This window comes from Commensalibacter sp. ESL0382 (assembly GCF_009725775.1).
In the GTDB taxonomy this organism is placed as follows: domain Bacteria; phylum Pseudomonadota; class Alphaproteobacteria; order Acetobacterales; family Acetobacteraceae; genus Commensalibacter; species Commensalibacter melissae.
Map to the genome: position 1 here is coordinate 1 of NZ_WNII01000013.1, position 16,655 is coordinate 16,655.

General features: G+C 31.3%; 15 protein-coding genes and 1 pseudogene. 11 read left to right on the forward strand and 5 right to left on the reverse strand.

Annotation, left to right across the window (positions count from 1 at the left end):
• From GM552_RS08665 to GM552_RS08675, 3 genes are all read right to left on the reverse strand, one after another.
• Positions 1 to 264: hypothetical protein (locus GM552_RS08665; RefSeq protein WP_146206675.1), on the reverse strand; the 264-nt coding region annotated here is incomplete at its 3' end.
• A 348-nt stretch (positions 265 to 612) separates the two neighbouring features.
• Entirely contained in the window at positions 613 to 711 is a 99-nt protein-coding gene (locus tag GM552_RS09080) for a hypothetical protein (protein WP_370533625.1), read from the reverse strand.
• 188 nt (positions 712 to 899) lie between these two features.
• A complete protein-coding gene (locus tag GM552_RS08675) occupies positions 900 to 1,211 on the reverse strand; it encodes a helix-turn-helix domain-containing protein (protein WP_122124322.1) in 312 nt (103 codons plus the stop codon).
• A gap of 941 nt (positions 1,212 to 2,152) precedes the next feature.
• Between GM552_RS08675 and GM552_RS09085 the strand changes: the two genes are divergently transcribed.
• The 4 genes from GM552_RS09085 (at position 2,153) to GM552_RS08695 (ending at position 5,282) form a co-directional block, all read left to right on the forward strand.
• A complete protein-coding gene (locus GM552_RS09085; protein ID WP_370533626.1) occupies positions 2,153 to 2,503 on the forward strand; it encodes a type IV secretory system conjugative DNA transfer family protein in 351 nt (116 codons plus the stop codon).
• Positions 2,504 to 3,043: 540 nt separating this feature from the next.
• Positions 3,044 to 4,246, forward strand: a complete 1,203-nt coding sequence (repC, locus tag GM552_RS08685) for a plasmid replication protein RepC (RefSeq protein WP_155566121.1) — start codon at positions 3,044 to 3,046, stop codon at positions 4,244 to 4,246.
• Positions 4,247 to 4,374: 128 nt separating this feature from the next.
• Complete coding sequence (locus tag GM552_RS08690) at positions 4,375 to 5,025, forward strand: ParA family protein (RefSeq protein ID WP_122124319.1); 651 nt, start codon at positions 4,375 to 4,377, stop codon at positions 5,023 to 5,025.
• 2 nt (positions 5,026 to 5,027) lie between these two features.
• Entirely contained in the window at positions 5,028 to 5,282 is a 255-nt protein-coding gene (locus tag GM552_RS08695) for a hypothetical protein (protein WP_110439617.1), read from the forward strand.
• 11 nt (positions 5,283 to 5,293) lie between these two features.
• On the opposite strand, the pseudogene GM552_RS08700 reads toward GM552_RS08695, so the two are convergent.
• Positions 5,294 to 5,590: pseudogene (locus GM552_RS08700) on the reverse strand (recombinase family protein); the annotation flags it as partial.
• A 370-nt stretch (positions 5,591 to 5,960) separates the two neighbouring features.
• Between GM552_RS08700 and GM552_RS08705 the strand changes: the two are divergent.
• The 7 genes from GM552_RS08705 (at position 5,961) to GM552_RS08735 (ending at position 12,510) form a co-directional block, all read left to right on the forward strand.
• A complete protein-coding gene (locus tag GM552_RS08705; RefSeq protein ID WP_155566122.1) occupies positions 5,961 to 6,191 on the forward strand; it encodes an antitoxin in 231 nt (76 codons plus the stop codon).
• Entirely contained in the window at positions 6,188 to 6,583 is a 396-nt protein-coding gene (locus tag GM552_RS08980) for a type II toxin-antitoxin system VapC family toxin (RefSeq protein ID WP_198185733.1), read from the forward strand. Before GM552_RS08705 ends, GM552_RS08980 begins: the two co-directional genes overlap by 4 nt.
• 37 nt (positions 6,584 to 6,620) lie before the next feature.
• Positions 6,621 to 8,516 (forward strand): site-specific DNA-methyltransferase, encoded by a 1,896-nt coding sequence (locus GM552_RS08715; protein WP_155566123.1) that lies wholly within the window; start codon positions 6,621 to 6,623, stop codon positions 8,514 to 8,516.
• A gap of 3 nt (positions 8,517 to 8,519) precedes the next feature.
• Complete coding sequence (locus tag GM552_RS08720; RefSeq protein ID WP_155566124.1) at positions 8,520 to 11,171, forward strand: DEAD/DEAH box helicase family protein; 2,652 nt, start codon at positions 8,520 to 8,522, stop codon at positions 11,169 to 11,171.
• A gap of 237 nt (positions 11,172 to 11,408) precedes the next feature.
• The gene (locus tag GM552_RS08725) at positions 11,409 to 11,969 is read left to right on the forward strand and encodes a recombinase family protein (protein WP_155566125.1); all 561 of its coding nucleotides are present in this window, start codon (positions 11,409 to 11,411) and stop codon (positions 11,967 to 11,969) included.
• A gap of 54 nt (positions 11,970 to 12,023) precedes the next feature.
• The gene (locus tag GM552_RS08895) at positions 12,024 to 12,245 is read left to right on the forward strand and encodes a DUF6290 family protein (protein WP_196424287.1); all 222 of its coding nucleotides are present in this window, start codon (positions 12,024 to 12,026) and stop codon (positions 12,243 to 12,245) included.
• 1 nt (position 12,246) lies between these two features.
• Positions 12,247 to 12,510 carry a type II toxin-antitoxin system RelE/ParE family toxin gene (locus GM552_RS08735; RefSeq protein WP_196424288.1) on the forward strand — a complete coding sequence of 88 codons (264 nt, stop codon included), beginning with the start codon at positions 12,247 to 12,249 and terminating at the stop codon, positions 12,508 to 12,510.
• Positions 12,511 to 13,043: 533 nt separating this feature from the next.
• On the opposite strand, the gene GM552_RS08740 is transcribed toward GM552_RS08735, so the two are convergent.
• Positions 13,044 to 16,655 (reverse strand): Hint domain-containing protein (locus GM552_RS08740; protein ID WP_155566127.1); only part of this gene is annotated, 3,612 nt, incomplete at its 5' end.

Consider the following 16,655-nt stretch of genomic DNA (forward strand, 5'->3'; position numbering starts at 1 on the left):
GATATTGATGGTTGGGTTTGCATCCCCACCAAAACCGGACATATTGGCAAGCTGATAGATACCGCTAACAGTGGCGCCGCTTTTAATGTTTAAAACTCCATGGATCATATTAACAGGACCATGTACAACAGTATGATTACTGGTATAAATAGTTTCACCTGTAAATGTATCTAATACAGCATTCCAAACACCACCGGAAATAATTGGATAATCATTTTTGATTACAATATTTCTAAAATCTACATTATTTGAAAAAGATGCCATCTTAATTTTTTTTCCTTAAAATTTATTAAGTTTTTATATAGTTATTTTAACGTTAAAATTATAATTTTAATAAATTAATAATTAATTTATAGAAACATTACATAATAATATTTATATAAAAAAATTACAATTCCAAAATGTTTACAAAAAAATTTTATAAAAAGATTAAGAATTTTAATGACTATAAGAAATCTTCTTTTTAAGAAAAAACAATTGAATATAAAATATAATTGTTAATTATAAATTTATTTATTTAAAACTATTATGGTATAATCATATATATTTTATTCAATATTATAATATTGAATTTTTTTATTGCAAATTTAAGATTTAATACTTATTTTTAAATTATGAATTACATCTGTTGTTCTTGTTTTTTATAAAATGATTTAAGTAATATTTTTCAATTTTTTTGTTTTCACAATGTTTTCGAGCTAATCCATATATACGATGATCAAGAGGTTTTCGTAATTTAAAATAGTCGTGGCTAACGGTTAAAAGCTATGGACATATAGAAACATTACAATAAAATTGAAGCATTAAAACAACATATTGCTGATGAAGGCTTAGATAATCAATTAGAAATGTTTTGATTAGAGCGGTTGGCGCATTTTAAAAGTGCGTTAATATTTATACTATTCAATAAGTTTTTTCTTTTTTTTGGGATCAACACGTCCAACAGGAAATTCTGTTTGTGCACGTTTGTATGATCTTGGTTTTTTCCTAAGCATGTCAATTAATTCTTTATTAAATAAAACTAGAGAAAGTTCCTCTGCTTTTCTCAAACTAATGCCAGTTTTTGCACGTTCTAAAAGAGATATAAATGATTTTGATGTTTTTGAATAATTTGCCGCTTTTTCTTGGCTCCAACCTAAATTTAATCTTTCTATTCTAAAGTTGTAACCATATATAATTTGTGAATTTGTTGGTTCGTCGCTTTTTTTCATTTTATATTAAATAATTCAAGAATAAAATATTTTTTATCAATATAATTTTGTTTTGTAAACGATATTATTTAATTCTTTTTATTGATTATTACAATAATATTTTGATATGTAATAAATCCAAGATATTTTTAACGTATACCAAAATCTGATGTTTTTTCCATTGAAACACGTAATCACTCTATGAGTGATTTAGGCATTAAAAATAATAAAAATAATGGTTGTAAAGGGCAATTGTTTGTAGCAGTTGTCCTTTTTTATTATCGTGTATTTAGGTGCACCTGTGGATAAAATAATTTCATAATTATTTAACAAATATAATATATATAAAAAACCTTTAGTTTCGCTGTCAAAATGTACGACGAAAGTATGACGAAAAAATACTTATATATCAACAACATATTATATTTTGTCCGACACCTGTCCGACATAATTATCCAAGTTATAAATAAAAATCTTATATATATCAAATACTTATGCAAAGCTATGCTTGCGTATGGTGTATGTCCTTAAAAAGCCCTAGATTAAGGATTAATCATGGGCTTTTTGTCCTATGCTGGTGAGTGAAACGAACGAAATTTACTAATCTCTGACAGGTTCTGACAAATTTCTGAAATTCTCTGACAAAATTCTGACAATTTCTGACAAATTTCTGAAATTTTCTGACAAAATTCTGACAAATTTCTGAAATTTTCTGACAAAATTCTGACAAAAACAATTGACAATGATCTTTAATTTTATTTGGTGAGAAAAAATGGAAAATTAACTTCTTTGATTATATGTGATTTTGAAGGTGATGCTACAGCAGAAGAATTAATAGACAGAAGACAAAATCTCGTCAATTAGCAGGTTCACTCATGGGTGTTTATTCTGAAACATTTTCAGATATTTATTCACATGCTGTATCTGAAACAAAATGGTGAAGTATCAAAGCGTATGCTGATATAGTTTCTTATGGTGATTTTGATCCTAAAGAATTACGCAATGGAAATTTAACTATTTGTATTCAAACATCTGGATATTCATTAAAAAGCACTCCAGCTTTGGGTCATCTTATTATAGGTTCTCTTCTGAGTGTTGTATATCAAGCAAATGGAAATATAAAAGGCAGAGTTCTTTATATGTTGGACGAAGTTAATTTTCTTGGACGTTTAAAGGCTCTGGCCGATGCAAGAGATGGTTGCAGAAAATATAAAATAACTATCCATATCTTTATTATTATTAAAATCTTAAAAAGTTTTCCATTTAACAAATCCACTTTTAAAATTACAAATTACATTTGTTGTTACGATTGATTTAATGAATTGTCTAAATCCTTTTAGCTTTTCATTACTAATTGTTTTTTAATGGTATTTGTAAATAGAATTATAAAAATTTCTTTCTTTTTATTTTTCGTTTTAACTTTAATGTTAATATGCATAAAAGTTAAAATAACAAAAAGCACGCAAAACAATTTTATATATTTATATAAAATTTTGTTTTAAAGATTAGTATTTTTAATATACAAAAAACAATCTGTAATCATGGAATGAATATTTTTTTATTTACAATGACCTTAAATTTATAATACATTGTGGGTATTTTAAGGCTTATGAATTTTTAAAAGAAAGGGATAACATCGAATGAAATCATCTTTTGCGACATAAAAAAACCCCGCTTTTTAAAGCGAGGTTTTTAAAATTGCCCAACCACAAAGAATTATTATGTATAGGACTTCATAACATAACCTATATATAAGTTATATAAATGACAAAAGCAAGAGAAAAATTGTTAATTCTTTTGTGTTGGGCAGTTTTCATTTTTCACGATATTTTAATATTTGAAATGATTAAAAAATGATTACTGACTGTCATATTTCCAAAAAAAACACACAATTCACTGGACGCAGAACTATTACGAAAAGCGAATTATTCTGGTCTAAAAAATTGACGGGACAATTCAAGGCGACCACATGCAGCGAGATACTGACAGTATTTAAAAAAGTCAGCTCCGAACTGAATATCAGTGATTCCGTTTTCCGTTTTATAGAATTGCTGATCAAATGGACAAGGCCCGTAGATTGGGAGGAAAACGGTTTTCCCTTGGTATGGCTTTCAAATCAGGCCCTGTGTGACATATTGGGATATGACTTGAGAAAATTGCAAAGGATACGCAAGAAAGCAATCGACGCAGGTCTGATAACGATGTGTGAGGTTGGAACAAGCAAGAGATGGGGAAAAAGAAAAAACAATGATCCCGATCAGGCCGTTATTGCGGGGTGCGGTTTCAACCTGTCACCGCTTGCAGAGAGAAGAGAGGAGTTTGAAGCCATCATTCGGGATGCGGAAAGTTACAGGAAACAGAGAGATGCCCTAAAATTCGCATGTCATGGCTGGAAAAGAAAAATCCTTAATTTACTGGATTATGCGGGACATGATGACAAGGCCTCCATAATGGAGGAAATCGCATCATTCTCCAATCAGCTCAAGCGTTGTTCGCAGGATATCAAAACCTTGATGCGGATTGAGTATTCATTGCAGAAGATATTTGAAAAAACCGAGGTTGCCGTGAATGATGAAATAAGGGAGAACAATGTTGATATGTCACCCGGGGATGACAAAAATGTCACCCTATATACAAGTACAAACAAACATAAAATATATAACAATGTAATTACTCAGGAAGTTAATAGTAGTCAAACTGTGAATAAAATGATTTCCGATCAAGATGCCTTGAACGGTTTCATCATCTCACCCGCATTGATCCTAAAAATAGCACCCCTCTTTCGAGACTGGATATCTGACAGGGCAACATGGTCAGATTTGGAAAATATTGCACCTTGTGTCCTACATTCACTGGGTATCCATCAATCGGCATGGAAAGAGGCATGTAACTGTTTCGGAATAAAACAGGCCATAACCGCACTGGCTATTGTAAACGCTCGCCATGATAAGGGACTGGTAAAATCTGCGGGTGGATTATTCAGAAGTTTTATTAAAATTCACAGGAAAAATGAATTGCACCTGGACAAAACGTTGTATGGACTAATAACAAAATAATTTTATTTTTATATAAATATATCTTTATAATTTTTTTTTAAAGCAAAAAAGTATTTTACGTGCTTTTTGCTATTATTGTTATATGCTAATATAAAAAACATTCATTTTATTCAGGTAATAATAAAGAGATGAAAGTCATAGTTATTGCTAGTCAAAAAGGAGGATCTTCAAAAACTACTTTAACAGCTCATTTGGCAGTTGCAGCAGAATTGAATAATATTTCTCCTACAGTTTTAATAGATATGGATCCACAATCATCTCTATTATCTTGGTGGAATGTTCGTGAAAATAATATGCCTGCATTAACTTCATCGGATTTAAAAAAATTACCTGAAAAAATTGAAGCATTAAAAAAAGCTGGCGTAAAATTGTTATTAATAGATACGCCACCTGCTATTACCAATGCAATTTATGAAACTATTAAACTTGCCGATTTAGTAATTGTTCCAACAAGACCAAGTCCACATGATTTAAGAGCCATAGGTAGTACCATAGATATTATTCAAAAAGTAAAATGTCCATTTATCTTTGTTATCACTCAAGCAAAATATAATACACACCTGACAATTCAAACAATTGCAGCATTATCTGAATATGGAACGGTTTCTCCTATTATTATACATGATCGCATTGATTACGCATCATCAATGATTGATGGTAAAACCGTAATGGAAACAAATAAAAACGGAAAAAGTTCACAAGAAATATACAAATTGTTATCTTTCGTGCTTGCACGTATAAAAACTAAAAAGAAAAATAAAAAGAAAGAAATTTTATAGTTATGTCTAATAAAAATAAACTAAATTTGGATGGTTTAATCTCAACTAAAAAAAATAGTATATCCACTAAAGATGTGTCTATTCCTAATGGAAATCAGTTAATTCAAAATAAAGATAAAAATGATATGCCTCTAAATTTTAGAGTATCTTCAGATTTTAGAAAGCGTTTTCGTGTATTTGCAGCATCTCATGATTTAAAGCTCAATGAATTATTGGTATTAGCTTTTGATCATTATGTTAAACAAAAACAAAATTAGTTTTTATTGTTTTACATATAAGATTTCTTGATATTAAGTGCTTTGTACAAGGTTGTTGAACTAACTTTAATGCGAGCGGCAGCCTCTCTGACATTTAATCAATTTTTAAGATGTTTTTTGGCTTTTTTAAGTTTTTCATCTGTTATTACAACAGGTCTTCCACCAATTCTTCCTTGATCTCTTGCCGCTTTCAGACCAGCTCTTGTTCGTTCTTGAATTAAATCTTTTTCAAATTGAGCTAAAGCTCCAAATAAATGAAATATAAATTTACCACTTGAAGTTGTTGTATCAATATTTTCTAATAAGCTCAATAGAATTGGTTCAAGCTTTCAAAATCATATTTAACAAAGGTTGGGCTATTGAACAATTGCATAACATAGTAAATCTTTTATTCCTCTTTATAGTAATAACTTAACGATAAAACCTGCTTTGATGGGTGTTCCAGAACAATTTGAAGACACGTGTTCTGTAGATGCATATTTTGAACTTCATCCTGAGATTGTTGGATAACTTAAAGTCTGTTACTTCTTACTTACTAATTGTTAGTATCATAATTTATACAAAACGATTATTTTAAACATGAATATGACCTACAATATATAACAGATCATTTTTACTTGTAAGAGTAATATTACATATGATATATATCAATAGTATATATTATAAAGGAGTATTAATATGCAAGTAGCAAAAATATTTCAAAATGGCAGAAGTCAAGCCGTGAGATTGCCTAAGGAATTTCGTTTTAACGAAGATACAGTGATAATTAAAGCATTTGGAAATGGTGTTCTTTTATTGCCTAAAGAAAATCCGTGGCTATTAATGCAGGAAGCTGTCAATGAGTTTGAAGATGATTTTCAATTTACAAGAGATCTTCAAGGAGATCAAACCCGTGAGGATATAAAGTGATTTATTTACTCGATACCAATATCTGTATTTATATTATCAATAACAAACCTCCTCATGTGTTTGAGAAGTTCAAACAATTTCAATTAGGACAGTTAGGGATTTCCAGTATTACGGCTTCAGAGCTTGCTTTTGGTGTTGAAAAGTCTGGATCACAAAGAAACAAACAAGCACTTAATAAGTTTTTAGCACCTTTAGAAATATTACCTTATGATGAACAATCTATCTGGCGTTATGCTCAATTAAGACATCAATTACAATCGACAGGTCAACCTATTGGCAGTTTGGATATGTTAATTGCTGCTCATGCTCTAGCATTAGACGTAACGTTGGTTACCAATAATGTGAAGGAATTTAAAAGAGTAAAAGGATTAATTGTAGAAAATTGGGTTTGATATAACACTTACTGAATATTAAAATTGGAATCATTGAATGGAAACCGAATTAATTAAAGAAATTAACCGTGTATTAAAAGCATTTCCTCAGTTTTGGGATAATAATATATTACATCGCTCAATGGTGATCCAAGCAATTAATCAAAAAGAACCTAAGTTAATTAAAGCATTAATTTATAATGAAAAGATTAAATCAATCTATAGTACGATTATTGATGGGATCGTAATTTTCGACTTTGATAAATTAATTAGTCTTTTGAAATATAAAGAATATTGGCCAGATAGCTTTACTAAATATTGTAACTCTATAGGTTTAACTACTGATGGAAAATATTTAGATCGTAATACAGATGTTGTTCTTGATTTTCCTTTTAAAGATTGTGTGTTGGAAGGGGGAATGACAAAAGAGGAGCAAGGTAAAGACGAGGTTTATTATCATGAGGTTATTGCTCGTGATGAAATAGATCGTTTATTTTCTCCTAAACTCTTTACCAATACCAAACGCTATAGTGCCAATGGTGTTGATAAAAATATTACGGATTTTTGCGATGATGATAATTTAATAATCAAAGGTAATAATCTGATTGCGCTTCATTCGTTAAAAGAACGTTATGCGGGCAAGGTGAAACTGATTTATATTGATCCCCCTTATAATACAGGGAATGATGGGTTTAAATATAATGATCGCTTTAATCACTCTACGTGGCTTGTTTTTATGAAGAATCGTCTTGAGGTTGCAAGAGAATTATTAAGTGATGATGGAAGTATCTGGATTAATATTGATGATGGTGAGCAGGCTTATTTAAAGGTGTTAATGGATCAAATTTTTGGTAGCAATAGCTTTATATCTAATATTGTATGGCAAAAAAGGACTTCACCAGATGCTAGAACACCATTAGGTGCAGGGCATGATTATATTTTAATTTATTGTATTGACTCAAAAGCTTTTAAAGAAGCGATAAATTTAATTCCGCTTACATTTGAGCAAAAAAGTAAATATAAAAATCCAGATAATGACCCAAACGGTAACTGGGTGTCTTCTGATTTTACAGCACAAGGCTATAGACCAAATCAAATGTACGAAATTGTTACGCCTTCTGGTAAAACTTTTACTCCTCCGAAAGGTAGATGTTGGAAAAATATTGAATCAGAAATGCTTAAACAGCGTAAAGAAGGTAAAATGTGGTTCGGCATTAATGGGGATGCAATGCCCAGAAGAAAAACTTACTTAAAAGACGTTAGGGGTATGGTTCCATGGTCATGGTGGTCTAATTCAGAAGTAGGTCATAATCAAGAAGCAAAGAAAGAAATTAATAATTTTTTTAATGAAGATGTTTTTTCTACACCTAAGCCAGAAAAACTCATACAGAGAATTATCCATATTGGTTCGAATGAAGGAGATCTTGTTCTCGACTTCCACCTTGGCAGTGGCACAACGGCTGCGGTAGCGCATAAAATGGGACGGCGTTATATTGGTATTGAGCAGATGGATTATATTGATGATATTACTGTAGCACGCTTGCAAAAAGTCATCGAAGGCGAGCAGGGCGGGATTTCCAAGGATGTAAACTGGCAAGGTGGGGGCAGTTTTGTCTATACCGAACTGATGGAATTAAATCAAGTTTTTGTAAAAAAAATCCAGCAAGCTCAGGATACGGAAACCTTAAAATCTTTATTTGGACAAATGAAATCTGAAGCTCATTTAAATTATCAAGTGGCGCTTGAGAAAGTTTTAAATACTGAATATGAAATAGACGGTATTTCTCATAAAGTTACGTTTGATGATTTACCTTTGGACGAACAAAGGCGCCTTTTAATAGAGTTATTGGATAAAAATCAGCTTTATGTCAATGTTTCTGAAATGGATGATGAAATGCTTCATATTTCTGAAAAGGATAAAGCTTTTACCAGAAGTTTTTATCGAAGAGGTTAAGCGATGGTAAAAAAAACGCGTTCATCTAAGCAAGATTTGCTTTTTCATTATTATCAACAATTGGATAATGATGAAACGCATAGAAACCCTAATTTTTTGTATAAGGATTATGTTAATCCAAGTTATATCCAAGATAATTTAAAAGATAAGCTGCGTCCTTATCAAGATCAAGCTTTACGTTATTTACATTATTCGCAAGATAATGGAGAAGTAAATAGACTTTATCGTCATTTACTTTTTAATATGGCGACAGGTTCTGGTAAAACGATGATTATGGCAGGTGCTATTCTTTATTTATTTAAGGAACATCATTATCAGAATTTTATTTTTTTTGTGCATACAGATGCAATTATCCAAAAGACCAAAGAAAATCTTTTAAATCCTCATTCTGCAAAATATTTATTTAACGAACCCATAGAGATAGAGGGGGAAAGGATTCTTATTGAGGCAGTAGAAATTTTCCCACTTGTTCCTAATAAAAATACAATTTACCTTAAGCTTTCCACGATCCATAAAATTCATGATGAATTAAAAGCGTATAAAGAAAATTGTGTAACCTATGAAGATTTAAAGGAAATCCCTTTAGTTTTGTTGGGTGATGAGGCTCATCATTTTAATGCTGGCACAAAAGCAAAAAACAAAAATTCTAAAGAATATGAAGAAATCACTTGGGAACGCACAATCGAGAATATTCTTGCTTTGCGCCCTGAAAACCGACTTTTTGAGTTTACTGCAACGATTAATCTTGACGATAAAGAGATATACTCAAAATACAAAGACAAGATCATTTATCAATATGATTTAAAGCAGTTTATGCTGGATGGGTATTCTAAAAAGGTTATGCTTTTAGAAGCGGATCAAAATGATAATGATAAAATGCTTGATGCCGTCTTACTTAGTCAATATCGTAAGATGATTGCGACCAAACATAATATTACCCCCTTTAAACCGATTATCTTGTTTAAATCCAGTCAAATTACTATTTCTAAAGCTAAACAAGATGATTTTACTCAAATTATAGAAGATTTAACACCAGAAAAAATTAAACGGCATTTATTACAAAAGAAATCTCATTTACCTTCTGCTCCAAGCGTTTGGCATAAAATTATAGCTCATTATGAAACAAATGATTTAGTTTCAATCGTTGAGGCTATTCAAGAAGATTTTAATCTATTAAATATTTTAAACGTAAATACAGCTGATTTACTTGAAGATCACCCTATTTTATTAAATACTCTTGAAAATAATGATAATCCTATTCGTGCAATCTTTGCCGTTGCAAAGCTTAATGAAGGTTGGGACGTTTTAAATCTGTATGATATTGTTAGAATTAAAGAGAAAGCTTCCTCCACTAAGTCAGGAACAGATAGTGAAGCACAATTAATTGGACGGGGTGCACGCTATTATCCATTTACCTATCAAAACGAGAAAAGTTATACGCGTCGTTTTGATAAAAATACTAATGAGTTAGGTATTTTAGAGCAACTTCATTATCATACGATTAACGAGGCTTCTTATATTAAAGCGCTACATAGTTCACTTGATCAGGCAGATATCATCGCCCAAAGCGATGGAGATGGAACAGTAGAGCATGCAAAATTAAAAGAGGGCTTCAAAAAATCAAAAATTTATAAAAACGGGAATCTTTATTTTAATGAGGCAGTCGAAATTGATGACAATACCAGGAATTGGGAGAGTTATTCTTTAGAATCAACGTTTGAAGTAAAGTATAAAACTTCTCAAGAATATTCCCTAGAAAATTTATCTAATGATAATAGTGAAGGAGAAACTAAAAAACAAACGTTAACTGTAGATGAACGTTATTATTACAAAGTAATTCAACAAATTAGCTTTTATCATTTTAATAATTTAAAGCGCTATTTTCCACAACTAAGAAGTATTAAAGAATTTATAAGATCAGAAAAATATCTTGGTAAGCTTACAATCAATGTTGAAATACCCAAGAATATCACTTTAGAAAAAATATCATCTAAGGAAAAACTAGATCTGGTTAAAGAAATCTTTCAAAGAATAGCTGATAATATTAGAAGAAATTATAAGAAATTTAAGGGAACTTATAATTTTACTAGTAAACCAATAAAAGAGATCATTAAAGATTATACCATTTATATTGATACTTATAATGTATCTACCTCAAACCAAAAGATTGAAGCTAAGAGCACAACAGGTCAGAAATGGTATGTCTATGACAATGCTATTTTAAATCAATTAGAACATCGTTTAGTCGATTTACTTTCTCAGTTTATGGATAAATTAAAACAAAAATATAGCAATATATATATTATTCGTAATGATGAACAATCTACGCGCTTTAAATTAACCGAATTTGACGGCGTGCGTGGTTTCATGCCTGATTTTATTATGATCATGACAGATCTTACAGAAGAAATATACTATCAAGTGCTATTAGAACCCAAAGGCGATGATCGTATTCAAGATGATGGCTGGAAAGAGAAAATGTTAGAGAAAATCAATGATAGAGATTGCATTGTTCTTGAAAATAAAAATGTTCGTTTGATTGGAATTAAATTTTTTGCATATGAACAGAGACAAAACTTTATCGATGATATGGAAAATAAACTTTATGATGGTCAAAAATTGGAGGACACATCGCTTAGTCTGGATTTAGTATGAAATAATTTAATAATAAGTATATTGTATCTGTAAAATCTACGATAAAAGAGTTTGCAAATATTTTTTATTATGATGAGTTTGTGCAAAGTATTTTGTATTTACTAGATTACATTTAAAAGAATACATTCTCATAAATACAAAAACAATTGAAATCCGTATTTATTTAAGTTTATTTATTTAAGAATACAGTCTAATAGATAAACATCTCAAACTTAAAAGAATACAATAAAGATCATTATGAGTGATATTGGATATATTCGTGTTAGTTCTGAATATCAAAATACAGAAAGACAGCTTGATGAGGTTAAGCTAGATAAAACCTTTACAGATAAAACCAGTGGTGTAGATACGCAAAGACCTCAATTGCAAGCGATGCTAGAATATGTCAGAGAAGGTGACGTTATTCATGTTCACTCTATTGATCGGCTAGCAAGAAACCTGAAAGACTTAAGCCAATTGGTAGAGGATTTAAATGCTAGGGGCGTTACTATTTATTTTCATAAAGAAAATCTAACGTTTAAAAATGGCCAAGATCCTATTAAAAAACTGATGTTTCAACTATTAGGAAGTTTTGCTGAATTCGAAAGAAGCCTAATTAGAGAACGACAAAGAGAAGGCATAGCCAAAGCAAAACAAGCAGGGAAATATAAAGGTCGAAGGAAAACGATTGATAGTAGCGTTATTATAGAGGCTATGAGTAAAGAAGGGGCTAGTTACAGAAAAACAGCCAAAGCTTTAAATATCAGTCTTTCAACGGTTCAGAGAGTAATGAAAGAGTATAAGCACTTAAAGTTATGATCTTGTTATCTTTCCATAATTGTATTGCATATGTAATACATAAGGAGAATTATTATGTCGATGTTAAATATTAGAATAGACGATCACATTAAATTTGAACTACAAGAAATAGCCAAATTAAAGAACATTTCTTTATCCAATCTTGTTTTATCTGCTGTTAATGAAATGGTAGAAAATGAGTTTGATTATAATCTTACAGATATGGCAGATAAACGTCGTAAAGCTAACGAGCCTAATTTTGATATAGAAGATTTGTATCAAAAATTTGGTGTCTAATGTGTTTAAGATTGTTTATGAAAAAGGCTTCTACAAAGATTTAAAATCATTTGATAAGCAACAGGCACGTTTAATATTAGCATGGATTAAGAAAAACCTTGATGGCTATGATAATCCTAAAGAAAGAGGTAAAATTCTTACTGGTAATTTAAAGGGATATTGGCGGTATTGTATTGGATATTATCTCCTTATCTGTGAAATTAAAGATGATCTATTAATTTTGATATGCGTTGCTGTTGGTTATCGTAAAGATGTGTATAAATAAACTGATCTAATTTTGTCCGTTTTTATTCTTTTTTATCTGTTTTTGTCCTTTTTTGTATTTTATTACAAAAAATTATTCTATCAAATAAAAGAATACAAAAAAGGACAAAAAAATACTATATTAAGCTGGCAAGATGTGTGTTCCAGTACTGGAACACTAAACTTATTCGCATTTCATGCTCAATAATAGAAATCATCTATTAGCTTTTAATTTATTGTATAGGCATCTGGTGATGCTTAATTTTAGAACTCATGTGCTCCGTATAAAAATGCATCATGGTGTTTTCTTTTAATGCTGTTAAACCAAGTATGATTTTCCATGATTTTTGAGAATATAATTAAATGATATCATAATTGTTGAGCATATTTATGATGGTAATAAACATAGTAGATTTAATTTGTCCTAGATTGATAATTAAGGGCAAAAAATTAGCATCTAAAAAGGTATAATTCTTTTTCTAGATGCTAATTAAATTATTATAAAAATTAATGTGGTAATATTTGCCTACATGGGCAAATATTATTTTTAATTAATTATCCAACTTTTTTATAAAGTTCTTTTTTCTCATCAAGAAGATAAGGACCCGCAGCTAATATATTAACTATCAAGACGCTTTTTCCTGATTGGGTAGCATGAATATTTAAAGTGGCCTTTCCTTTTGTCCAACGACAAGGAGATTGTTCAATAACATCCCAGCCGGTTAAATCAGGGTTCGATAAGTGATCAGTTATTTCGTGAATATCATTTTTGTTGATGACAAATACGTTTCCAACTAATACACCGAGTTCACGACGATCATCAATAAATGAACCAACAGTTTCACATGGACGACCAGTTCTTGAAATAAGATCAACCTTGTCTATACCTTCTGGAATATTAAATATATATTTTCCATTATTACATGCGTGTGGTTGAATAATTGTTCCCAATTCTGTTGTCAAATACAGATTTGGATCTGATGTAAGAGCAAAATGTTCTGTTTGTAATTCAAAATTAATATCTAGAGCACGTTTATTAATTTGATTGTAAATAGGTTCTACGAATTCACGATGAACATTCAATGGCGCTGCCGCATCATTATCCCAAGTTTTGATATTATTGAACAAGGAAACAACTTTTTGATCATTCTTAAACGTATTTCTATTTCCTGTATCCAGATAACTTTCAGTTAGCATTCCATTAGCCCAAATAACAGAATGTTGTTCTGTTTCAATATGATAATAATCATAAGAGGTAATGGAATAATCATAATAGATTGAGCGTCCGTTTACCAACATACGGGCAGGAACAAAATTGCCATCAAAAAATAGGCAATGTTCTGGAGTTACAAGCAGATCTTCATTTGGAACATTTTCAGAAATCGCATTTTTTAAAATACGTACAGGATAACCAGCAAGATCATCTGACAAATATGTTTTTACATTGGTATGTTTCTGACCAACCCAAATAACAGTGGCATTAGTTGTCTGGTTTGTCTTCCAGTCAAATGTCTTGACTATATCTCCGACTTTAATGGCTTCAACGGCCATTGTCGAATTAAACGTGGATATCAAAGTGCCAGCCAAGAAACAGGCCGCAAAAGTAAGGCTACCATCAGGATTTTCACCTAGAATATAACCAGTGTTTTTGATACCGATAATATGTAATGTAATGGATGAACCATCTTTTAAAGTAATTCTTACATGGTCGTCATCTGTAAATTCAACACCTGCAACATCACTACGTTTAACATCTTCTAAAGTAATTTTATCATGACCATCAAAATTATCGATAGTTGATTCAACGTTTATGCCATTTGCAGCAGCTTTTCCAGAAATAATTAGACCGTTGTTTTCTGTTCCTTGCAGATCAATAATACCGCCGGTTTCAGTTTCAATGGTGGTACGTCCACCATTTGCTAAAGTTAACGTTCCGGTCAATTTTGCATCTTGAGAAAAAGTTGCTGTTCCACCGTCAACAGTTAAATTACCAATTTGACCATCGGTTGCTTCTAATGTAGCAGTTTGATAAACTGTGATATTATCAATTATTGCATTTGTATTAGCCTTTAAGAGTGCGTTTTGAGCAACATATATTTTATGCGTGTAATGTCCATCTTTCTCAGTGTTTTGAACAGCGTTTGTACCATAAAATAAAATATCACCAGGAGAGTTTAAAGGAGGTAAAATAGAAGAACCAGGTGCATCTGCCACGATGGAAATATTATAAATGCGTTCGGTTTTGCCATTAGGTATAAATGAAGTAAAGCGTGTTTCCTCCTTATTTTTAATAATTGTTGTATAACCTCTTGCATCTATGGCTTTTGTATCTTCACTATCATTTACTAAATCACCCCATTCAAATATTTTATTATTTTGATCATCGACTTCAGGAAGCACACCCTCTTGAGAATCTGGTTGTTTAACGGTTCTCAAGAAAGGATTTGGTTCTTGTTCAAAATATTCAGGATTATTTAAAAGATCATTTAATTCATCCCATCCATGAATAATTGTTGTATTTTGATCCGTATTTGTATTAACAGGAGAGGTAATATTTTTATCAGTATTTGTATTTATACCAGCATTTGAATCTACAGGTGCAAATAAAGTTGGATCATTAAATAAAGCGGTTAAATTTTCTTTTGTAAGATTATTAATTGTAATATTTCTAAGGATTTTTCTATTATTAAGGAAAGAACCTGGATCTAAACCAATTCCAATTCCTATTGGTATGTTTTCTGGTACTAATAAGGCACCTCCAGCTTTTACGTGAATATATCCGATCCTACCGTCAACAATATTTACGATACCCCCATATTCAATAGTGGCATTATTGATAGTACCTCCATTAACATCAACAATACCATTATTGTTGATTGAAGCGGTATCCACAGTTCCACCGGAAACCCTGATTTCACCGCCATCATTAACGGTAATATCTTTTGCTGTGGCATCGGGATTAACTGTTACAATTCCATTATCATCTACTGTAGTAGTACTAACAACACCTCCGCTCATTACATATTGGAAGCCGTTACGGACAATTGTGTTATTTGTCCAACCACCATTATAAACGTATTCTTTACCACCATTATCTATTGTAGTGGAAACGCCTGCACCGGAATAAACATTGACTGTTCCACCAGAGATGAAATTTACGTCATTATTGATACCACCACCGGCACTGACATTAAGTGTTCCACCTGACAGAATTACATTTTCTGTTCTACCCCAGTCATAAACGGTTTGGGTGGCCCCTGCGTAAATGGTTGTATCTCTAGCAAAAGCAAACGTGCCATATCTTCCGGAAATGAATTGTTGACCGCCATATGAAATTTTGGCTGCGGAATCAATGGAACCTGTTGAAATGTATTCCTTACCACCAGAGCTAATTATTGATCCTATTGCAGTAGCTGAATTGTCAAGAGTTGCTGAGGCACTATTTAATTTTAGGTTTGTTACGTTTGTACCGGCATTAGTAAAATAAGCAGATCCGGTATTATTTACAGTTACATCTGAAAGTGTTCCGCCAGATGCATTTAAATGTCCAGCACTATTTATCGTTACATTTGAAAGTGTTCCCCCAGCTACACCTATATTTCCTGCGCTATTTACAGTTACATCTGAAAGTGTTCCACCAGATGCATATATATTTCCAGCATTATTATCAGTTACTCCTGTTACAACTGATCCTGAATAAGTATATAAAGAGCCACCATTAATTATAGTATTATTTGCTTTACCGTACACTGATAAGGAGCAAGAAGGTAGAACTGTTAGGTTTGATACTGTTTCGCCCGCTGAAACTGTTCGTGAACAATTATTTCCATTGCATTCGTCTCCCACAGGTATCATTACATGAAAACTATTATTATTTCCTGTATTGGCCATATGGGGATTGTGGATTTTGCCGCCATTGTCAAGATTAACATTGGCAGTGGAATCCGCGGTACGAAAAGAGCTGCTTCCACCTGCCAAATAACGGTTGATTAATGTACCGCCACGTTCTGCTGTATCACCGGGATCAAAGAAACTGTCATTATCAGATGTTCCACCATTCTTGATATTTACAACTTCTGATACATATTCGTTGTTTTCTGATACGCCACCATTTTGAATATTTACAAAACCGTTGAAAATGTGGGAATTTTCAAGTTTTCCACCATT